This window comes from Paraburkholderia jirisanensis (assembly GCF_054782355.1).
Genome location: NZ_BAAGSQ010000002.1, coordinates 166,620 through 186,804, shown reverse-complemented (window position 1 = coordinate 186,804; position 20,185 = coordinate 166,620). Strand labels below are relative to the sequence as shown.

22 protein-coding genes are annotated in these 20,185 nt (G+C 65.1%); 9 read left to right on the top strand and 13 right to left on the bottom strand.

What is annotated here, in order from left to right; genetic code table 11:
* Positions 1-38: 38 nt before the first annotated feature.
* The 8 genes from ACYVNQ_RS01260 (at position 39) to fliR (ending at position 6,633) form a co-directional block, all read left to right on the top strand.
* Positions 39-1,556, top strand: coding sequence for a flagellar hook-length control protein FliK (locus ACYVNQ_RS01260; RefSeq protein ID WP_460900318.1), 1,518 nt, complete (start codon positions 39-41; stop codon positions 1,554-1,556).
* A 461-nt stretch (positions 1,557-2,017) separates the two neighbouring features.
* Positions 2,018-2,527 (top strand): flagellar basal body-associated protein FliL, encoded by a 510-nt coding sequence (gene fliL, locus ACYVNQ_RS01255; RefSeq protein ID WP_460900317.1) that lies wholly within the window; start codon positions 2,018-2,020, stop codon positions 2,525-2,527.
* A gap of 63 nt (positions 2,528-2,590) precedes the next feature.
* Positions 2,591-3,589 carry a flagellar motor switch protein FliM gene (gene fliM, locus ACYVNQ_RS01250; protein ID WP_460900316.1) on the top strand — a complete coding sequence of 333 codons (999 nt, stop codon included), beginning with the start codon at positions 2,591-2,593 and terminating at the stop codon, positions 3,587-3,589.
* Positions 3,582-4,064, top strand: coding sequence for a flagellar motor switch protein FliN (gene fliN, locus ACYVNQ_RS01245; RefSeq protein WP_460900315.1), 483 nt, complete (start codon positions 3,582-3,584; stop codon positions 4,062-4,064). Before fliM ends, fliN begins: the two co-directional genes overlap by 8 nt.
* Positions 4,061-4,633, top strand: a complete 573-nt coding sequence (gene fliO / locus ACYVNQ_RS01240; protein WP_460900314.1) for a flagellar biosynthetic protein FliO — start codon at positions 4,061-4,063, stop codon at positions 4,631-4,633. Before fliN ends, fliO begins: the two co-directional genes overlap by 4 nt.
* Before the next feature lie 84 nt (positions 4,634-4,717).
* Positions 4,718-5,428, top strand: a complete 711-nt coding sequence (gene fliP / locus ACYVNQ_RS01235) for a flagellar type III secretion system pore protein FliP (protein WP_460900489.1) — start codon at positions 4,718-4,720, stop codon at positions 5,426-5,428.
* Between the two features lie 68 nt (positions 5,429-5,496).
* Positions 5,497-5,766, top strand: coding sequence for a flagellar biosynthesis protein FliQ (gene fliQ / locus ACYVNQ_RS01230; RefSeq protein ID WP_460900313.1), 270 nt, complete (start codon positions 5,497-5,499; stop codon positions 5,764-5,766).
* Positions 5,767-5,841: 75 nt separating this feature from the next.
* Positions 5,842-6,633, top strand: a complete 792-nt coding sequence (gene fliR, locus ACYVNQ_RS01225; protein WP_460900312.1) for a flagellar biosynthetic protein FliR — start codon at positions 5,842-5,844, stop codon at positions 6,631-6,633.
* Between the two features lie 188 nt (positions 6,634-6,821).
* Here the strand turns inward: fliR and flgL are convergent, their stop codons facing one another.
* From flgL to ACYVNQ_RS01210, 3 genes are all read right to left on the bottom strand, one after another.
* Positions 6,822-8,072, bottom strand: coding sequence for a flagellar hook-associated protein FlgL (gene flgL / locus ACYVNQ_RS01220; protein ID WP_460900311.1), 1,251 nt, complete (start codon positions 8,070-8,072; stop codon positions 6,822-6,824).
* 11 nt (positions 8,073-8,083) lie between these two features.
* Complete coding sequence (flgK, locus tag ACYVNQ_RS01215) at positions 8,084-10,072, bottom strand: flagellar hook-associated protein FlgK (protein WP_460900310.1); 1,989 nt, start codon at positions 10,070-10,072, stop codon at positions 8,084-8,086.
* 529 nt (positions 10,073-10,601) lie between these two features.
* Positions 10,602-11,195, bottom strand: a complete 594-nt coding sequence (locus tag ACYVNQ_RS01210; protein WP_460900309.1) for a hypothetical protein — start codon at positions 11,193-11,195, stop codon at positions 10,602-10,604.
* Between ACYVNQ_RS01210 and ACYVNQ_RS01205 the strand changes: the two genes are divergently transcribed.
* Positions 11,195-11,377 carry a hypothetical protein gene (locus ACYVNQ_RS01205; protein WP_460900308.1) on the top strand — a complete coding sequence of 61 codons (183 nt, stop codon included), beginning with the start codon at positions 11,195-11,197 and terminating at the stop codon, positions 11,375-11,377. The genes ACYVNQ_RS01210 and ACYVNQ_RS01205 overlap by 1 nt on opposite strands.
* Positions 11,378-11,384: 7 nt before the next feature.
* Here the strand turns inward: ACYVNQ_RS01205 and ACYVNQ_RS01200 are convergent, their stop codons facing one another.
* From ACYVNQ_RS01200 to flgB, 10 genes are all read right to left on the bottom strand, one after another.
* Positions 11,385-12,140: a flagellar brake protein gene (locus ACYVNQ_RS01200; RefSeq protein ID WP_460900307.1), complete on the bottom strand. Its 756-nt coding sequence runs from the start codon at positions 12,138-12,140 to the stop codon at positions 11,385-11,387.
* Between the two features lie 259 nt (positions 12,141-12,399).
* Positions 12,400-13,389 carry a flagellar assembly peptidoglycan hydrolase FlgJ gene (gene flgJ, locus ACYVNQ_RS01195; RefSeq protein ID WP_460900306.1) on the bottom strand — a complete coding sequence of 330 codons (990 nt, stop codon included), beginning with the start codon at positions 13,387-13,389 and terminating at the stop codon, positions 12,400-12,402.
* A gap of 15 nt (positions 13,390-13,404) precedes the next feature.
* Positions 13,405-14,640 (bottom strand): flagellar basal body P-ring protein FlgI, encoded by a 1,236-nt coding sequence (locus tag ACYVNQ_RS01190; RefSeq protein ID WP_460900305.1) that lies wholly within the window; start codon positions 14,638-14,640, stop codon positions 13,405-13,407.
* Entirely contained in the window at positions 14,634-15,311 is a 678-nt protein-coding gene (gene flgH / locus ACYVNQ_RS01185; protein WP_460900488.1) for a flagellar basal body L-ring protein FlgH, read from the bottom strand. Before flgH ends, ACYVNQ_RS01190 begins: the two co-directional genes overlap by 7 nt.
* 56 nt (positions 15,312-15,367) lie before the next feature.
* Positions 15,368-16,156: a flagellar basal-body rod protein FlgG gene (gene flgG / locus ACYVNQ_RS01180; protein ID WP_460900304.1), complete on the bottom strand. Its 789-nt coding sequence runs from the start codon at positions 16,154-16,156 to the stop codon at positions 15,368-15,370.
* A 54-nt stretch (positions 16,157-16,210) separates the two neighbouring features.
* Positions 16,211-16,969, bottom strand: a complete 759-nt coding sequence (flgF, locus tag ACYVNQ_RS01175) for a flagellar basal-body rod protein FlgF (protein WP_460900303.1) — start codon at positions 16,967-16,969, stop codon at positions 16,211-16,213.
* Between the two features lie 50 nt (positions 16,970-17,019).
* Positions 17,020-18,255: a flagellar hook protein FlgE gene (flgE, locus tag ACYVNQ_RS01170; protein ID WP_460900302.1), complete on the bottom strand. Its 1,236-nt coding sequence runs from the start codon at positions 18,253-18,255 to the stop codon at positions 17,020-17,022.
* 24 nt (positions 18,256-18,279) lie between these two features.
* On the bottom strand, positions 18,280-19,011 hold the full coding sequence (locus tag ACYVNQ_RS01165; RefSeq protein ID WP_460900301.1) for a flagellar hook assembly protein FlgD: 732 nt from the start codon (positions 19,009-19,011) through the stop codon (positions 18,280-18,282).
* A 10-nt stretch (positions 19,012-19,021) separates the two neighbouring features.
* Positions 19,022-19,444 (bottom strand): flagellar basal body rod protein FlgC, encoded by a 423-nt coding sequence (gene flgC, locus ACYVNQ_RS01160; protein ID WP_460900300.1) that lies wholly within the window; start codon positions 19,442-19,444, stop codon positions 19,022-19,024.
* Between the two features lie 84 nt (positions 19,445-19,528).
* Positions 19,529-20,014 carry a flagellar basal body rod protein FlgB gene (flgB, locus tag ACYVNQ_RS01155; RefSeq protein WP_460900299.1) on the bottom strand — a complete coding sequence of 162 codons (486 nt, stop codon included), beginning with the start codon at positions 20,012-20,014 and terminating at the stop codon, positions 19,529-19,531.
* Between the last annotated feature and the right edge of the window lie 171 nt (positions 20,015-20,185).

Genomic DNA, 20,185 nt, shown 5'->3' with positions numbered 1-20,185 from the left:
CGCATGCCGCGGTGTGGACCGACCGACGGGGAAACACTATGTCGAATATTTCACTGATCGATTCACTGTTCGGCGCGGCGCAAGGCGCGGCGGCTTCGAACACGGCGGGCGCGAACAGCGCGGCGCTGTTTGCGCAGACGCTGCAGCAAAGCATCGCCGCGCAGCAGAGCGCGGCCAATGCCGCGCCGCAGCCACAGCAGCAGCCGCAGCCGTCCCAGCCGCCGTCGGGCGGCACCGTGCACACGCCCCAGCCCGGCAATAGCAGCCAGAGCGCGGCGAGCGGCGCGCAAGGCAGCGACAGCACCAAAGGCTCGTCGCAACCGGATGCGGCGCAGGATGCGTCAGGCAAGCCGGCTTCGTCGCCTGCGGACGGCACCCAGCAGGCCAACGGCAAATCCGGCGACGACAAGAACGGCGACTCGAAATCGAAGGATTCGCAGGCGTCGGGTGCAGCGGATTCGTCCGCTGCGGCTACGGCCGCGGCGGCAGCCGCCGCCGAGGCGCAGGCGCGCGCCAATGCCGCGACCAACGCGCAGAACGCCGACGCGGCCGCAGCGGCGAGCGCCGCGGCCGACGCAGCGGGCGCCACCCCAGGCGGCACGACCAAGACCGCGGACGGCACGACCGATCACAAGAGCACGACCAAAGCTACCCAACAGTCGTCGGATTCGGCGCTTGCCGCACTGAGCAACCGCCAGGACATCAACGCGATGCCGCTGCAGAACTACGCGATGAACGCGGCCGGCACGGCGATCAGCAACAAGGCAAACGCGCAATTGTCCGGCGGCGTGCGCGGCGCGGACGGCAAGGGTTCGGCCACCGCCGCGCTGTTCGGCAACGGCAAGAGCACCGACGGCATGAAGCCGATGGGCGACGCCAGCAGCCAGGCGGCAGTGACCACCGCGGCCGCGCAGGCGGCCCAGGGCAACCCCAACGCAGGCGCCGCTGCGGCTGCGGCGGCAGCGGCCGCCGATGCGGCCAGCAGCATGCCTTCATCGAACGAAAACAATGACGCGCTGAACGCGGCGCTGGCCGCCGTGCAGGGCGGCGCCGCGGCCACCGGCAACGCGCTGGCGGCGCAGGCGACGAAATCGGGCGCGGCCTCCTCCGCCGCTGCCGCGCTGGCACCGGAAGTCGGCACGCAAGACTGGGACGAAGCGCTCAGCCAGAAGGTGGTGTTCATGTCGAATGCGCATCAGCAAAGCGCAGAACTGACGCTGAACCCGGCCGACCTCGGGCCGCTGCAAGTGGTGCTGCAGGTGGCGGACAACCACGCGCACGCGCTGTTCGTGTCGCAACACCAGCAGGTGCGCGAGGCGGTTGAAGCCGCGTTGCCGAAGCTGCGCGAAGCGATGGAACAAAGCGGTATTGGTCTGGGCAGCACCAGCGTCAGCGACGGTTTCGCGCGGCAGACCGGCCAGCAGGAACGTCAAGGCAGCGGTAATGGTGGCGCCGGTCGCGGCGCTTATGCCGATGCAGTCGACGGCGCGGGCACGGCGTCTACCGTGTCGGTGCCGACGCGCCGCAAGGTCGGGTTGGTCGATACGTTTGCGTAATACGCACGGGCAGGCGGCATCTGCGGCAGCGCGGTCGCTGCGCATCGCAGATCGTCTGCCAGTGCGGGTTTCGGACGCTCGCCGCGCCCGCAGCGCCTCTTTGCCCGCTCCAAACCATCTAGAGAAGCACGGCGCAGCACGACGTCCGCCCATGCACGGGCGCCACTCGCCACTCGCCGCGCGCCCTCGCGGCCTGCCCGCCCGTGCCGCTACGGCGTGACGCAGCGCTGCACAGCCCACGGCTCCCGTTCCCCTCAAATCCGCGCTCAAGCCCGACGCCAATCCAGCCGATAACGAAAGAGCAGGACCAGCGTCGCTGATCGGGAACCCAAACCCGTGAGCTAACCGCGAATCCCCCTTCTTTTCGACCCATCGCGTTGCCTGCGTTTCACCAACAATGCACGCTAACCAATTGACCTCAAGCTGACTCGCGCGAGCCGCAGCCCTCACAGACACGACACATGGCCACCACGACCGCAAACCCGCAAGCCGCCGCGAAGCCGCGCTCGCCCGGGCTCATCAAACGAATGCTCTTGATCGCGCTGATCGCGCTCGGCGCCGCCGGCATCGCGGGCGGCGCCACCTGGTTCTACATGAGCCGTCACGAAAGCGCGCCCGCCCAGGCCGCGCAGGCGAAGCCGGCGCCCGCGCCGGTGCCGGTGTTCTTCGCGCTCGACCCGATGACCGTCAACCTGCTGTCGGACGACGGCGAGCAGCACTATCTGCGCATCGGCCTCACGCTGAAGCTGAACGACCAGCCGACCCAGGAACATCTGACCGCGCACATGCCGGAAATCCGCAGCCGCGTGCTGCTCGCGCTGTCGAACAAACACCCGGAGGAGCTCTCGTCGCTCGACGGCAAACACGCGCTCGCGAAGGAGCTCGCCACGCTGATCGGCCAGCCGACCGAAAGCACCGGCGCGCCGGTGCATGTCGAAGACGTGCTGTTCACCGAATTCGTCGTGCAGTGACGCCGCGCGTCCGCGCCAGCTTGCGCACCTCCCAACCGCGTACAGACGCACGAGGAACCTAGGATGGGCCACGAAGAGTTCATGTCTCAGGAGGAGGTCGATGCCCTCCTGAAAGGCGTCACCGGCGAGCACGACGATACCTCCGAGCAGGCCTCGCGGGAGGGGGTACGGCCGTACAACATCGCGACCCAGGAACGGATCGTCCGTGGCCGGATGCCGGGCCTCGAGATCATCAACGAGCGTTTTGCGCGGCTGTTGCGGGTCGGTATCTTCAACTTCATGCGGCGTACCGCGGAAATCTCGGTCGGCCCGGTGAAGGTGCTCAAGTACAGCGAATTCACCCGCAACCTGCCGATCCCGACCAACCTGAACCTGGTGCACGTGAAGCCGCTGCGCGGCACCTCGCTGTTCGTGTTCGATCCGAACCTGGTGTTCTTCGTGGTCGACAACCTGTTCGGCGGCGACGGGCGCTTTCATACGCGCGTCGAAGGCCGCGACTTCACGCAGACCGAGCAGCGCATCATCGGCAAGCTGCTGAGCCTCGTGTTCGAGCACTACACGAATGCGTGGAAAAGCGTGCGCCCGCTGCAGTTCGAATTCGTGCGCTCGGAAATGCATACGCAGTTCGCCAACGTCGCGACGCCCAACGAAGTGGTGGTGGTCACGCAGTTCTCGATCGAATTCGGCTCGACCGGCGGCACGCTGCACATCTGCATGCCCTACTCGATGATCGAGCCGATCCGCGACGTGCTGTCGTCGCCGATCCAGGGCGAGGCGCTCGAAGTGGACCGCCGCTGGGTGCGCGTGCTGTCGCAGCAGGTGCAGGCCGCCGAAGTCGAACTGACCTCGGATCTCGCGCAGATCCCGGTCACTTTCGAGAAGATCCTGAACATGAAGGCAGGCGACGTACTGCCGCTCAACATCCCCGAATTCATCACCGCGAAAGTGGACGGCGTGCCGGTGATGGAATGCGGTTACGGAATTTTTAACGGTCAATACGCGCTGCGCGTCCTGAAGATGATCAGCGCCGCGGACACGATGAAGGAAGGCGGATATGAGTGATCTGAACACGACCCCCACCCCGAACCCCAACCCGGTGACGATGCCGTTGCCGGAGCTCGCGCCGGACCCGGCCGATGCGGCCGCCGACCCGACCGACGCGATGATGGACGACTGGGCGAGCGCGCTGGCCGAGCAGAACGGCAATGAAGCGACGCCCACCGCGGCGGCCGGCGTGTTCCAGCCGCTGTCGAAGACGACGTCGGGCGCGACCCGCAACGATATCGACATGATTCTGGACATTCCCGTCCAGATGACCGTCGAACTGGGCCGCACGAAGATCGCGATCCGCAACCTGCTGCAGCTCGCGCAGGGCTCGGTAGTGGAACTCGACGGCCTCGCCGGCGAACCGATGGACGTGCTGGTCAACGGCTGTCTGATCGCGCAGGGCGAAGTGGTGGTGGTGAACGACAAGTTCGGCATCCGCCTGACCGACATCATCACGCCGTCCGAGCGGATCCGGAAGCTGAACCGATGAAATCCGTAGTCGCCGCAGCCGCTGCTGCTGGTGCCGTATTCGCGCCCTACGCTGCCCACGCGGCAGACATGAACGCGATCAACCGCGCCGCGCAGGTCGCCTCGAACGTCGGCGCGGGCACTGCGGTGCCGGCGCTCGGTGCGGGCGCCGTGCTGCAAACCCTGCTCGCGTTGGTGGTCGTGATCGGCCTCGTGTTTGGCTGCGCGTGGCTCGCGCGGCGTCTCGGCCTGCAGCCGGGCAGCCAGCGCGGCGGCCTGATCAAGACCGTCGGTGCAACCTCGCTCGGCGGCAAGGAGCGGGTTGCGGTGGTCGAGATCGGCGATCGCTGGCTGGTGCTCGGCGCCGCGCCGGGTAACGTGCGGCTGCTGTACGACATGCCGGCCGGCAGCGCCCACGGCGGGCGCGGCGGCGGCGGTGGCAGCGTTGGCCCCGAGTTCGATCCGGCCACTGGCGCACCCTCAACGGCAAGCGGAAGCGGCCTGCAAGGCAGCTTCGGCCAGCGCTTTCGCGACGCGCTGAAAAGCGAAACGGCAAAGCGCCTGCAACGTCAGAGCGGCGGAGAGCGGTAAATGCAAGCGAATCGAAATGCCCTGCGCTCACGCGGCGCGGCCCGAGTATTGTCCGCAGTTTGTGCGTTTGCACTGCCCGCGCTGATGCTTGCGCTGCCGTCGCTGTCGCACGCGCAGGTTGCCGGCCTGCCGGCCCTGAACGCCACCCCCGGCCCCGGCGGCAGCACCACCTATTCGCTGAGCGTGCAGACGATGCTGCTGCTCACGATGCTGTCGTTCCTGCCGGCAATGGTGCTGATGATGACGAGCTTCACGCGCATCATCATTGTGCTGTCGCTGCTGCGCCAGGCGCTCGGCACCACCACCACGCCGCCTAACCAGGTGCTGGTCGGCCTGTCGCTGTTCCTGACGCTGTTCGTGATGTCGCCGGTCATCGACAAGGCCTACAACGACGGCTACAAGCCGTTTTCGGCCGGCACGCTGTCGATGGAAGATGCGGTGTCGCGAGGTGTCGCACCGTTCAAGACCTTCATGCTGCGTCAGACCCGCGAGACCGATCTCGCGCTGTTCGCCAAGATCGCGCACACGCCGCCGATGCAAGGCCCCGAAGACGTGCCGCTGTCGCTGCTGGTGCCCGCGTACGTGACGAGCGAGCTGAAAACCGGTTTCCAGATCGGCTTCACGATCTTTATTCCATTCATCATCATCGACCTCGTGGTGGCCAGCGTGCTGATGTCGATGGGCATGATGATGGTGTCGCCGGTGACGATTTCGCTGCCGTTCAAGCTGATGCTGTTCGTGCTGGTCGACGGCTGGCAGCTGCTGATCGGTTCGCTGGCGCAAAGCTTCACCTGAGCGCGGCACGGCCAGCGCCCTTATTTTTTCGAGTTCGTTTATCGAATTCCACCCCGGAGCCCGACGCGATGACCCCTGAAACCGTCATGACCCTGTCGCACGATGCGATGCGCGTGACCATGCTGCTCGCCGCGCCGCTGCTGCTGATCGCGCTGGTGGTGGGCCTCGTCGTCAGCCTGTTTCAGGCCGCGACGCAGATCAACGAAAGCACGCTGACCTTCATTCCGAAGCTCGCCGCGATTGCGATCACGCTGGTGATCGCCGGGCCGTGGATGCTGACGACGATGATCGACTACATGCGTCAAGTGCTGATGAACATACCGAACGTCGCGAATTGACGCAGCGGATCCGGCGCGCCGCCAGGCACGCTGGATCCTCATCCTCCCACGCCGCCCCTCTTCCTCCGCCGATCCATGTTCACCGTCACCTACGCGCAACTGAACGCATGGCTCACCGCGTTCCTGTGGCCGTTCGTGCGCATCCTCGCGCTAGTCGCGACCGCGCCGGTGCTCGGCCATACGTCGGTGCCGATTCGCGTGAAGGTCGGGCTCGCCGGCTTCATGGCGGTGATCATCGCGCCGACGCTCACCGCCATGCCGCAGGTCACGGTGTTTTCCGCGCCCGGCGTGTGGATTCTCGTCAACCAGGTTCTGATCGGCGCCGCGCTCGGCTTGACGATGCAGATCGTGTTCGGAGCGGTCGAAACGGCGGGTGGGGTGATCGGCCTGAGCATGGGGCTCGGCTTCGCCACGCTGTTCGACCCCACCTCGCACGGCTCGACCGACGTGCTGTCGATGCTGCTCAACATGATCGCGATGCTCGCGTTTCTCGCGCTCGACGGCCACCTGCAGATGATCGGCGCGCTGATGATGACCTTCCAGTCGCTGCCGGTCAGCGCCGACGTGCTCGGCGCGTCGGGCTGGCGCACGCTCGCCGACTGGGGCATGACGCTGTTCGCGGGCGGCATGATGCTGGCGCTGCCGGTGGTCACGGCGCTGCTGATCGCGAACCTGTGTCTGGGCATTCTGAACCGCGCAGCGCCGCAGATCGGCGTGTTCCAGGTCGGTTTTGCGTTGACGATGCTGGTCGGCCTGCTGCTGATCCAGTTGATGCTGCCGAACATGATTCCGTTCTTCGCGCGCATGATCGGCGGCGGCATCGACGAGATGGGGCGCGTCGCGGCGGCGTTGCGGCCGGCGCCGTAGCGCTTTGGTGCTGTAGTTCGTAGCAGCGGTGGCTGCGGTGTGCGGGGCGCGTCCGCGCCGCGCCTACGCCCCGCGTGCAACCTGTGCCCCGAGACCGCCCCTGCGCCGACACGGCAAGCCCACAAACACAAAGGGCGCGACACCCATGCCACGGCGCCGCGCCCTCCCCCCAAACTGCCAGCAAACCGTTACGGGTTGATCACCTGGAACAGGCTCAAACTCGAAGCCGCCGCGAAGGTCTTCTGCGCCGCGGTCAGCGCGTTCTGCACCAGCACGAACTGCGACAGCACCGTGGCCGGATCGACGTTGACAACGTTCGCCATGTTGTTTTTGGTCTGCGTCGTCTCGTTGCTGTTGATCGAAATCATCGCCTTCAGCTGCTGCTCGCGGCCCCCCACCGACGCTTGCACCGTGGATACGTTGCTCATCGAGTTGCCGAGCTCGGTCGCGGCTTTCGTGACCGCATTGCTTAGCGTGGCAGTCGCGGCCTGATTACCGTCCACCGGCTGCTGCAGCGCCGAGATCACCGAGTCGATGGTCGAGAACACATCCGTGTTGCCTTGCGCGGCCGGCGTCACCGTGAACGAATCGCCGGCGGCCGGCGTCCCGCTGATCGCGACGCTCATGCCGCTGCTGAGGGTGATAGGCTGGCCTGCCGTGTACGGCTGGTTCGTGCTGATCGAGGTCGCCGGGGAGGTCGACGTGTCGTTCACGCTATAGGTCGGCGCGCCCGTCGCATCCGTGCCGAAGGTGATCGAGTAGGAATCGTTGTTGCCCGGTACACCCGCCTGCGTAATCGTCACTGCAGGGGAGTTCGGGAAGGTACCCGTGCCGGTATTCGTCGCCGCGCTGGCCGGTACCGGTTGCGCGACGCCCGACAGTACGCTCATGAACACCGACGCGCCGCTATCGCTGGTTTGTATGGTCGTCGAATCCGCAATCTGCACCTGCTGCGCACCCGTATCACCGTTGTACGTGACACCGCCGTTCGACTGGTTCGTGAACGGCGCCGTGCCGCCCTGAAAACCCGAGAAGATGTGATTGCCACTGCTGTCGGTGGTGTTCGCGAGCGACAGCAGCGTGTCGCGCAAGCCTTGCAGCTGTTTCGCCTGCGCCTGACGGTTGGCGTCGTTCAGCGTGCCGTTGTTGATCGACGTCAGCAGCGTGTTGATCTGCGTCAGCACACCGCTGACGCTCGTCAAGGTCTGGTCTTCGATGCCAAGCGAAGCGGTCGCGGCGGTTTGATTGGACGAGTACTGCGACAGTGCGGCGCCGCTTTGCGACAGCTGCACCGCCTGCGCGGCGCCGAGCGGATCGTCGGCGGGCGTCAGCAGCTTTTTGTTAGTCGAGATCTCCTGCTGCAATTGCGCAAGAGTCGACTGCTGGTTATCCATGCTCTGGATCGTGTTCTGGAAAATCAGTGAAGATGCGATTCGCATGACTCAACGCCTTAATTGATGGCTTGCAGGATCGTGTCGAACAGCGAATCCGCAGTCTGGATCACTTTACTGTTCGCCTGATAGAGCTGCTGGTACATCACGAGGTTGGTCGCTTCCTCGTCGAGGTTCACACCGGAAACCGATTGCTGCTGCTGGGTGATCTGCGACACCAGCGTGCCTTGCGCCGTGCCCGCCGCGGTGACCTGGCTCGCGGTATTGCCGACGTTGTTCACGTAGTCGGCGTACGAGTCGGTCAACGTCGAGCCGCCCAGCGCCGTGCTCGATACGAGGTTCGCCATCGCCAGCGCGTTGCTGCCGTCGAGCGTGCCGCCGGTGTTCGGGCCGATCGTGAACGTGTCTTTGTCTTGCGGCGTGCCGTTCAGCGTGAACGAAATGCCGTTGGGCGAAGTCGGCGGCGTTGTGTTGACCGTGAAGGTGTTGCCGCTTGCCGCGTCGTACGGCACCTCGGGATTGGTTGCGCTGATCGTGTAGGATTTCGGCGGCGTGGTGTTGACCGTCACCGTGCTGCCCATCGGAAAGCCTGACAGCATGCCCGTCGTGCCATCGTACGCCACCGTGAACGGCGACGAGATCACGAAGCCCGCGCTCGCCGCGTTGATCGTCGCCTTGCCGGTGCCAAGGTTGGCACTGCCGTTCGACGCAATCGCGGGCGATGCCGCGGCGATCTGCCTAGGGTCGGTCGCCGTCTCCTTGAAGCTGTTCAGCGCGCCGCGGGTCGGCTCGATCGTGAACGAATCGCCCGCTGCCATCGTGCCGGTCATCGTCAGCGCCACACCGCCGATCGTAGCGGGCGAGGCCAGCGGCATCGGCGACGTGCCGAGCACCTTGCCGCTCGACGCGTCGGTCAGCGTGTAGGTGGTGCCGTCGAAGCTCAGCTTCATGTCGCCGGTCGGCGGCGAGGTCGGGTCGGTCAGTGTGGCCGTCAGCGACGCGCCGCCGGTGTTGTTCAGATTGGCGATCACGGTCGGCGCCGCAACCGCGAACAGGTCGCCGCCGGGGTTGTTTTGCTGGTCGAGACCGAGCGCGTTCTGCGCATTCACCTGGGCAGCGAAGCTGGTCGCGATCGCGCCGAGTTGCGCCTCGGCCGGATCGAGCGTCTGGCTGCGGAACGCAAGCGCGCCGCCGAGCGAGCCGCCGGTCACCGCCGCGTCGGGCAGGATCGAGGTGATCGTGTTCGACGGATTGGTCGAATCCTGTTGCTGGTAGCCGACCACCAGCTCGGTCGGATCGCTCGGCGACTTCACCGCGGTCAACTGGTAGCTCTGGCTGCCGGACACGAGCGGCTCGCCGTTCGCGAGCACTATGGTGACGCTGCCGTTGCTTTGCTGGATCGAACTCACGCCGACCAGCTGGCCGAGCTGCGAGACCGCCGCATCGCGCGCGTCGAGCAGCTGGTTCGGCGGCTGGCCGGTCGAGGTCGCGGCGGCGATCTGCACGTTCAGCTGCGCGATCTGCTTCGTGATGTCGTTGACCTGCGAAACCGTGCTGGAGACCGTCGTGTTGACGTTCTGGCGCAGCTGGTCGAACTGCTGGCCCGCCTGGTTGAGCAGGCTGGCGAGTGTATTTCCGTTGCTCAGCGCGGTCGAACGCGTGGCCGAGGTGTTCGCAGAATTGGCGACGTCGTGCAGGCCGGAGAAGAACGCGCTCATCGCCGACGAAATTCCCGCGCTCGGGTCGCCGACCAGGTTGTTCAACTGCGCGATCAGCGTCCCATACGAGGTCAGCGATGCGCTTTGCGACTGCGCATTGTTGAGTTCGTTGTTGAGCGTCTGGCTGTACTGGCGCTGGATCGTCGTCGTATTGACGCCGCCGCCGATAAAGCCGGCACCGGTGGCGATCCCGTTTGCTTCGGACAGCACCAGAAGCTCGCGCGAGTATCCGGGCGTCGCCGTGTTGGCGATGTTGTTGCCGGTCGTCGTGATGGCGAGCTGTGCTGAATTCAGTCCGCTCAGGCCGATGTTTAATAGGCTGGATGTCATGCGTGATCCTGGGAGGCGGGCTGGCAACGGCCGCCGGTTGCGTGAACAAGCGGTATATCGGCGCCGCGTGCCTAAAATTTAGGGGTTGAGCCGATTACGGTGAGCCAAATTACGGCGCGGCCCTCTTCGGCGCGCGAGTCGCCGACATCAGACGCACTGGCCGACGTTGCATTATTGGCGCGTGTTGCGCGAGGCAAAGCGCGGAAGAAACGGCAAATCGGGTGCTATATCGCGCGCGGTTTGCGCTTGGGTCGCAGCCGCGGGTCGCAGAGGCGGCTGGCAAGCGACTTCCAGACAGCGCCAGTCCGCCATTCGGCTGCTGGTCAACGCAGGGGAGACCCGATATAATTGCGCCCAAGTAGATTTTTCGGGGTTCCGCGAGGGACGTCTACCTACCGCCTGCTTCGCAGGTTCCGGCCGTGCCGGTTAGCCCTGGTTCTCCAGGCAAGCGTACCCGCGATACTTCGAGGCCCCCACGTGGGGCCTCGCCTATTTCAGCGGGCGGTATTTCAGCCCGCCGTTCTTCAGCTCACCGGTTTCTGGCCGGATCGCGAATCGGTTCGCCGCGCAACACCTTGGCCGCCATCACCGGAAACTTGATCCGCCCACGGCGATTGCGCGGAATGCTGGCTTTGCCTTTGTCCGCATCCCGTACGTACGCGCTCTCCACCACCAGCCGCAGCGTATGCGGTGCATCCCCGCGTCTCAGGCGGAAGAACACTTCGTATTCGCTGCGCTTGCCTTCGTTGTCGATGCTCTCGATCACCAGCCAGTTTTCCCGGCCGGTGAAATAGCAGGTGTGCGTGTCGAGCTTGCTGATCACCTGCGGCAATTGCAGCGAACAGCGATGGCGCTCGAAACAGAACACCCGCTCGACACCGCGATGATCGTGCACGCGCCGCGCGGGCCCCAGCACAGCGAAATCGAATGGCTGCCCGTTGGCCGGCGGCCCATAGCTGACGCAATGCGACGTGTATTCGACGCGCATGCTGACCACGAGACGCGGGTACTTGTCCGACGGCGGAATGGTGAACTCGACGACGCTGCCAAGCAGATGCGTGAGGTCGTAACGCTTGCCGTCGACCTGAAGATGACCTTGTTTGAGTAGTTGGTGCCACTGCATTGCGCGAACCGGAATTCGAAACGAACATTCTGGCGAACGTCGTGGTTCGAAAACAGTTCGGCCAATCGGCCAGGGGGTTCGAGGCGCCGGCGCGCACCATGCCGCGCGATGCCGAGCGCTTCAGGCGACGCGCGGTTTCACATCGCGAAGCCGCGCGTGCCGGGGTGGCTGTACAGATGTGACCTGGCGTCAGGCCCGCACCAGCGAGCGGCGTTTCATCTCGAGCTGCGTGATGAGCCGCTGCAGCGTGTTCTCGGCACTGCCCGGCAACGACATGAAGCGCAGCCCGAGCAGGTAGCGCGTGCCGGAGCCGTGCGGCATCGGCGTCGCGCGCACTGACACGATCTGCAGATCGAGCGACAGCATGCCGCCACTGTTCAGATTCACTTCGACGTCCGGCAGCACGGTGCTGAGCGGCAACTCGGCGACCCGGTCGTCGTTGGTGCGCAAGCCGATGCCGCCCAGCGACAGGTCGTGGATCTCGAAGCGGAACGTATCACCCTCCGGCAGCACGCCGCTGCAGAAGTACGGATTCAGGATCGGCGTTTCGACGCGGAAATACTCGCGCCGCTGGATGTAGTACAGCACCTCCGGGAACGGCGCCTCGAAAGCCGGCCGGCCTTCGAAGGTAGTCTCGCGGGGCGTGCCGGTGCCGAACTCGACGCGCACGCCTTCGGGCGCGGCAAGGAAATGGCAGTGCGGCGCGGCCAGCAGGCCGCGGTTTTGCTCAGCCAGCGCGCCCCAGTCGAACATGAAGGTTTGCGCGCGCACGTCGACGTCGAGAATACGCGTTACCAGCTGACCGCCTTTGTACTGCACGGTAAGAAAGTCGCCTCGGTTAAAGAGGTTGCGCAGCTGAACGCCGATTTCCAGCGGATTGCGCCGTCCGAAGTGCTCGGTTTGATCGGCGTCATCCGTCCGGTCGGTCGACAGATTGGGTTCCATGAGCTTGTCGGTATGAGGCGTAGTCTCTCGGTGCGCGTCGCCGGCCCCGCGGGCGCCACGCATTCTATGTATGCGGTTCGGCCGGCGAATTTCTCCGGCCAATCGATCTATTCGCTATAGCGGCAATTATCCGACGAAGTTTAGAGTAAGCCGGAAATAATTTTCGCGCGAGCGAACGCGGGCCGGCTGCAAACGCCGCCGGCCCGGTAAATTATGCAAAATGCGTGGCCTGCGGCAGGCGCCGCGAGGCTCAAGCCACTCAGCTCATCTGCTGCATGATCGACATCAGTTTTCGCGCGTAGTGCGGATCGGTTGCGTAGCCGGCCCGCTGCATGCCGGCCGCGAAGCCGGCCGCGCCCTTGCCGCGCGACGCGCTCACCACCGCGGCGTAGCGTGGGTTGCTGGTCAGCATGTTGGCGTAATCGGTCATGGCTTCCTGATACGAGCCGTACGAACGGAATTTCTCGACGCGGCGTTGCGCCTTGCCGTCCACGTATTCGGTCGTGACGGTCGACACCGTATCGCCGGTCCAGTCCTTGGTCGCCTTGATGCCGAACACATTGTGGCTGGTGGTGCCGTCCGCCTTCTTGATCTCGCTCTTGCCCCAGCCCGATTCGAGCGCCGCCTGGCCGACGATGAAGCGCGCCGGAATGCCGGTGGCCGCACTGGCCGCCTGCGCCGGCGCCGCCAGCTTGTTGACGAACGCGTCGACCTTCGGCGAAGCGCCGTTGCCGCGCAGCGGCGGCGTCAGCGCGCTATTCGCGCTGTAGCCCTGGCCGCTCGCCAGCGCACCGTTGGCCGCCGGATTCGCATAGGCGCGCGCCAATGCGTTGAACGCCGCGGTCGAGCCGGCGCTGCCGGAACCGCCGCCGAAGGCGCCGCCAAGGCCGCCCGCGGCGCCGCCGAGGCTCGCGCTGTCGTCGCTGATATGTGCGTCGCGCATCAGCTGCTTGATCATCATGTCGGCGACACCGATGCCCTTCTTCGACATCTGCTGCGACAACTGCTCGTCCATCATCGACATGAACTGGTCGCCTTCATGCGAATCGAGCGGGCCGTCGTGCGGCGTCGCGTCGCGCATGCTCTTGAGCATCATCTGCGTGAATACCGCGTCGAACTGGCGCGCGGCGACTTTCACGCCGGCCGCCGGCGAAGCCTTGACCTGGGCGCGCAGCGCATCGAAACCCTGCACGTCGAGCGCGAAGCGCTGGTCCAGGTCGCCTGTGGCTTTGGGAGAATCCGCGTTCATCGGTCGTGCCCCCGCTTAAATGATTTCAAGGTCGGCGCGCAGGGCGCCCGCCGCCTTCATGGCCTGCAGAATCGACATCAGGTCGGCCGGCGTCGCGCCGAGCGCGTTAAGCGCCTTGACGACCTCGGCGAGGTTCGCACCTGCCGTCACGTAGCGCAGCGCGCCGTTGTCCTGCTTCAACTGGATCTGCGACTGGCGCGCGGCGACCGTCTGGCCGTTCGAGAACGCGCCCGGCTGGCTGACCACCGTCTGCGTATTGACGATCACCGACAAATTGCCGTGCGCCACCGCGCAGCTCTCGAGCGTGACCATCTGGTTCATCACGATCGAACCGGTGCGTGCGTTCAGGATCACCTTCGCGGCGGCCTTGGCCGGTTTGACCTCGAGGTTTTCGAGCTGGGCCAGAAACGACACCTGCGACGCGGTATCGGTCGGCGCGCGCAGCTGGATCGTGCGGCCGTCGAGCGCGGTCGCGGTGCCACCGCCGAATGCATTGTTCACGGCCGCGGCGATCTTCTGCGCGTTGTCGTAATCCATGTCGTTCAGGTTCATTTCGAGCAGGCCGCCCGGCTGCGCGATCGTGACCGGCAGCGCCCGTTCGACGGTCGCGCCCGACGCGATGCGCCCGGATGCCAGCTGGTTCACCTGCACGCGGCTGCCGTTGGCGCTGGCGCCGGCGCCGCCGACCGCGAGGTTGCCTTGCGAGAGTGCATACACCTGGCCGTCGACGCCCTTCAGCGGCGTGAGCAGCAGCGTGCCGCCGCGCAGGCTCTTGGCGTTGCCGAGCGACGAAACCGTCACGTCGATCGCTTCGCCGGGCCGCGCGAACGGCGGCAGCGTGGCCGTCACCATCACGGCGGCGACGTTCTTCAGCTGCATGTTGGTGAGCGGCGAGACGCCGCCATTGGTCGCACCGGCCTGCTGGTTGTTGATGCCGATGCCCAGGTTCGCGAGCATGTTCGCGAGGGTCTGCGTGGTGAACGGCGTCTGCGTGGTCTGGTCGCCGGTGCCGTCGAGGCCGACCACGAGACCGTAGCCGATCAGCGGGTTGTCGCGCACGCCGAGAATCGACACCATGTCCTTCAGGCGTTCCGCATGCGCAGCGGGCGCCGTGGCGACGAACAGTGCCGCGACGGAGACTGCAAACAGCGCTGCGTTCAGCATCGCGCCGGCGACGCGTACCGTGCGGCCCGCGGCAAACCGCGCGAGCGCACGGCGAAGAGTGGGAGTTGCGTTCATCTTCATCACCATGGCGCTACATTCAGGAAGAAGCGCTGTAGCCAGCCCATCTGCTCGCTTTCGTCGATGTAGCCCTTCGCCGAGTATTCGATTTTCGCGTCGGCCACTTCGGTCGAGAACACCGAGTTGTCGCCGGCCACGTTGTTCGGGTTCACGACGCCGGAGAAGCGCACGAACTCGTTACCTTGATTGATCAGCATCTGCTTCTCGCCGCTCACGACCAGGTTGCCGTTGGGCAGCACGTTGGTCACGGTCACGGTGAGCACACCGTTGAAGGTATTGGACGCGTTCGCGCCGCCGGTTGCCTGGAACTGGTTCTGGCCGTTTGCGGCCAGGTTGGCCTTGTTGAACAGGCCATGCAGGAAGTTCGCCTGCGTCACCGCGAAATTGGTACTGCCGTTGCGGTTGGCCGCTGCGCCCGACTGCTTGGTCGCATTGACGTTTTCCGCAATCACGATCGTCAGGATGTCGCCGATGTTGCGCGGCCGCTGGTCTTCGAACAGCGGGTGCCCGGCGTAACCCGCGTTATAGATCGAACCGGGTGTCTGCAACTGCGGAGGAACAGGGGCCACCGCACTCATCGGCTGTTGCACGATTGGCTGTTTCGGGACGAGCGCGCAGCCGGCCAGCGCGCTCGCGAGTGCGAGCGGCAGCGCCGCGCGCGCGGCGCCGGTACGAACCATGAGAGTAGTGAGCTGTGACATCTTGGTAACCGCCTGTTCCATGCGACAACGAAAGATCAAACCTGCATCTGGCTGAGCGTCTGCAGCATCTGGTCCGACGTGGTCACGGCCTTGCTGTTGATTTCATACGCGCGCTGGGTCTGGATCATGTTCACCAGTTCCTGCACGACATTCACGTTCGAGGTTTCGACAAAGCCCTGATTCAGCGTGCCGGTACCGTTCAAGCCCGGCTGCGCGACGTTCGGCGCACCCGACGACTGGGTTTCCTGAAACAGGTTCTGGCCGCGCGCATCGAGACCGACCGGGTTGATGAACGTGGCGATCTGCAGCGCGCCGATGTTCGTCGAATTGGACGAGTTGCCCTGCGTGATCGACACCGTGCCGTCCTGGCCGATGGTCAGCGAGGTCGCGGTTTGCGGGATCGTGATCGCCGGCACCACCGGGAAGCCGCTCGACGTGACGAGGCGGCCGGTCTGGTCGGTCTGGAACGAGCCGTCGCGCGTGTAGGCGATCGTGCCGTCCGGCATCTGCACCTGGAAGAAGCCGTTGCCGTTGATCGCGACGTCCTTCGAGTTGCCGGTCTGCTGCAGATTGCCTTCCGTGTACAGACGCTCGGTGGCGACCTGCTGCACGCCGGTGCCGACCTGGCTGCCCGACGGAATTTCGGTTTGCTGCGTCGAGTTCGCACCCGGCTGGCGCAGCGTCTGGTACATCAGGTCTTCGAACACCGCGCGCGAGCCCTTGAAACCATTGGTGCTGACGTTGGCGAGGTTGTTCGAAATCACGTCCATCTGCGCCTGCTGCGCATTCATGCCGGTAGCGGCAATGTAGAGGGAACGGTTCACGGTTGTTTTTCTCCTGGTGTTACACCATGCGATTCAGGAAGGCGGCGCGCCGCATCAGCTGAAATTGAGCAACTGGTTGGCCGACTGTTCGTTCTGGTCGGCGGTTTGCAGCATCTTGGTCTGCAGCTGGAACTGGCGCGCGTTGGTGATCATCGAGACCATTGCCGCCACCGGATTCACGTTGCTGCCTTCCAGCGAAGCCGGCGCGAGCGCCACATTCGGATCGGCGTCTGCCGGGTTACCGTCGGCCGTACGGAACAGGCCGTCGTCGCCACGCGTGAGCGTGTTCGGATCCGGATTCACGAGCTTCAGCTGGTCGACCAGCGCAATCGCGTTGGGCGGATCTCCCGGTGCGAGCACCGAGATGCTGCCGTCCTTGCCGATCGTCACTTCCGATTGCGGCGGCACTGCGATCGGGCCGCCGTTGCCGATCACCGGCAAGTTGTTGGCGGTGACCAGCTGGCCGTTCTCGTCGACGTGCAGATTGCCGCCGCGCGTGTAGGCCTCGTTGCCGTCCTGGGTCTGCACCGCCAGCCAGCCGTCGCCCTGGATCGCGACGTCGAGCGGATTGCCGGTCTGCTGGATCGGGCCCGGCGTGTAGTCCGCGCCCGGCGTCGACGACATCACGTAGGTACGCGTCGTCTGGTCGTTGACCGACGAGCCATCGCCGAAGCTCATCGGCACCGAGCGGAAATTCGCCAGCTGCGCGCGAAAACCGGTGGTAGACGTGTTGGCGAGGTTGTTCGCAACGACGGCCTGCTGGTCGAGCGCCTGAGTGGCGCCGGTCATCGCGGTATAGATCAGTCGGTCCATGACTAGCTCGTGTCCGTTTCAGGAATCGCGTGGTGGAGTAGAGCGGCGCTTTACAGGTTGATCAGCGTCTGGTCGATCGTCTGCTGCGTCTTGATCGTCTGCGCATTCGCCTGGTAGTTGCGCTGCGCGGTGATCAGATCGACCAGCGAGCCGGTCAGGTCGACGTTCGACGATTCGGTTGCGCTGCCCTGCACCGAACCGTGGTTGGTCGAACCCGGCGTCGACACTTGCGGCACGCCCGATGCAGCAGTCGCGGCGAACTGGTTGTTGCCCAGGTTGTCGAGGCCGTTCGGGTCGTTGAAGGTCGCGAGCAGCACCTGGCCCAACGTCGCGGTGCGGCCGTCGGTGTAGGTGCCGGTGATCGTGCCGTCGTTGCCGATCGAGTAGTTCGCCAGCGTCGACGAGCCGAAGCCGTCCGCGGTCAGGTTGTTGATGCCGTTGGGGCTACCGAACTGCGTGGTGCTCGACACGTCGATGGCGATCGTCTGGGGCGCCGAGCCGTCCGTGTTGGTCACGTCCAGCGAGAACTGGCCGCTGATCGCAGTCGGTGCGCCGCCTGAGGTCGTCGAGGTCAGGTTGCCCGACGAGTCGAAGCTCATCTGGCCGAGATCTTTCGGCGTCGTGCCGCTCGGGCCGCCAAATACCTCGAACTGGCCGGTAGCGGTCTTCACAAAGTACAGATCGACAGTCGACTGTCCGCCGAGCGAATCGAACGACGGCACAGCAGTGTGATAGCTGAAGCTGTTCTGATCGCCCGCGTTGAACGGCGTAACTGTCGGCAGCGCCATCTGCGCATTCAGGTTCACCCCAGCCGTGATGGTGGTGGTGGCGACCGGCGGCAGATTGATGTTCGGAATCTGGATCGGCACGACGTTGGTGGTCTGCAGCACGCCTTGCGCGTTGGCCGAATAGCCCATCAGCTTGTCGCCTTCGGCGTCGGTGATGAAGCCGTTCTTGTCCGGCACCATCTGGCCGTTACGCGAATACGTGATCGCGCCGCTCGGGTTCTGCATCACGAAGAAGCCGTTGCCGTTGATCGCGATGTTGGTCGCCACGGCGGTGGTCGTCACCTGGCCTTGCGAGAAATCCTGCTGCACACCGGCGAGCCGCGTACCGATACCGATCTGGTTGTTGACCGCAGTCGCGACCGAGTTCGCGTACATGTCCGCGAACACTGCCGTGCTTTGTTTGAAACCCACCGTCTGCGCGTTGGCAATGTTGTTGCCGATCACGTCGAGATCGTTGGTCGCGGCCGCCAGACCGCTCAAGCCCTGTTGATAACTCATGTTGCGCTCCGTATCTGTTGCGGATTAGAGAAGGGCCGCGAAGCCGCCATTCAAAGGAACCGTGGTGCCGTTGCCCAGCAGCAGCCCGGCCGTGCCGTCCGCCTGCTGGACCACGCTGTTCACCGTCAGGCCAGTCAGTGCGACCGGTGCGGTAGCCGAAGGATCGGCGCCCTTGTCGACCACGGTGAACGTGTAATTGCCGGTCGGCAGCGCCGTACCCGCGTCGTTGACCGGGCTCCAGGCCGTGATCGGCACCACGCCCGCCGGTGCCTTGCCGATGTCGAGCGTCTTCACCACCACACCGGTCGAGTCCTTGACCTGAACCTGCAGATCGGTCGCATCGACGGCGAGCTTGACGCCGAACGGCGAGGTGCCCTCCTTGTCGCTCGCCGTGCCGTCGGAGTTGGTCAGCGTGCCGACCGTGAAGGTGTTGCCCGGCGTCAGCACGGTGCGGCCGATCAGCCCCGATGCCTGGCCGGTCGCGCTTGCATTCAGTTGCGACGACAGCGACTGCAGCGTCGTGTTCAGCTGCGCGATGCCGCTCACCGTGTTGATCTGCGCAAGCTGCGAGGTCATCTGCGAGCTGTCCATCGGCGAAGTCGGATCCTGGTTCTGCAGCTGCGTGACGAGCAGTGTCAGAAAGGTCTGCTGCAGACTCGCCGCCGACGTGGCCGAGCTGTTCGGGCCCATCGTGTCGGTCGGAGTCGGCGACGTGTTGGTGCCGTTGCTGCCAATAGTGGTGTTCGAAGAACTCAAGTCGATCTCCTCAGGTGCCGATCGTCAGCGTTTTCAGCATCAGGTTCTTGGCGGTATTCAGCGTTTCGATGTTGGCCTGATACGAACGCGACGCCGAAATCATGTTGACCATTTCCTGCACCGGGTCGACGTTCGGCTGCTGCACATAGCCATCGGCGTTGGCCGCCGGATTGCCCGGGTCATAGGTGGTTTTCATCGGCGTCGGATCGTCGATCACGCCGGTCACCTGCACGCCGCCGACCTGCTGGCCCGACGCCGAACGCGCGCCGCCCAGCGGGTCGACCCCGAACACCACCTGCTTGGCGCGGTACGGCTTGCCGTCCGGGCCGGTGGTGCTGTCCGCGTTCGCCAGATTCGACGCCGTGACGTTCAGGCGCTGCGACTCCGCGGTCAACGCGGAACCGGCCACCTTGAAGATGTTCATCAATGACATGGCTTGCAAAGCCTCCTTCGTAGAACCAGCCCGTAGCGATTAATTTCTTGCGTTTATTGTCTGCGCCGCCTGCGCGGCGCGCTGCTAGCTGCCCGACGTGATGGCGGACAGCATCGACTTGATCTGCGCCGTCGCGGTCGTCATCCCGGCTTCGAGATGCAGCGTGTTGTCGGCGAAATGCACGCGCTCCGAGTCGAGGTCGACCGTGTTGCCGTCGAGCGCCGGCTGCACCGGAATGCGGTACTTCAACTGGCCGTAGTCCTCCGGCGAGCCGCCGGTGGGGATCAAGGTCGCCTTCCCGGACATATGGCCGCGCTCGGTGGTCGCGAGCGTCATGCCGCTGGTCACGCCGGCCGGCTGCGTCATCGCGAGCGGCGCCGTGCCTGAGCCGGGTGCGCCGCCAGCTTTGTGCAGCGCGCCGGCCAGCGACGATGCGAAGTCGATGTCGCGCGCCTTGTAGTTCGGCGTGTCGGCGTTAGCAATGTTCGACGACAGCAGTTCCTGCCGGTAAGCGCGCACGTTGAGCGCTTCCTTGGTGAACGCAAAGTCCTGATCGAGCTTGTCAAGCATGGGACGTTTCTCCGTCTGAACGGTCCGCGGTCGGTTTCAGCTGAGGCCTTTCGCACAGGTACCGCGGCGCAGTACGAACGCCGTGCGGAGGCTTTTTCGCATGGAGTGCATCTTATGGGCGCAGTGCAAGCGCCAATTGGACGAATAGCTGGGGAAGCCACCCTCTATTCG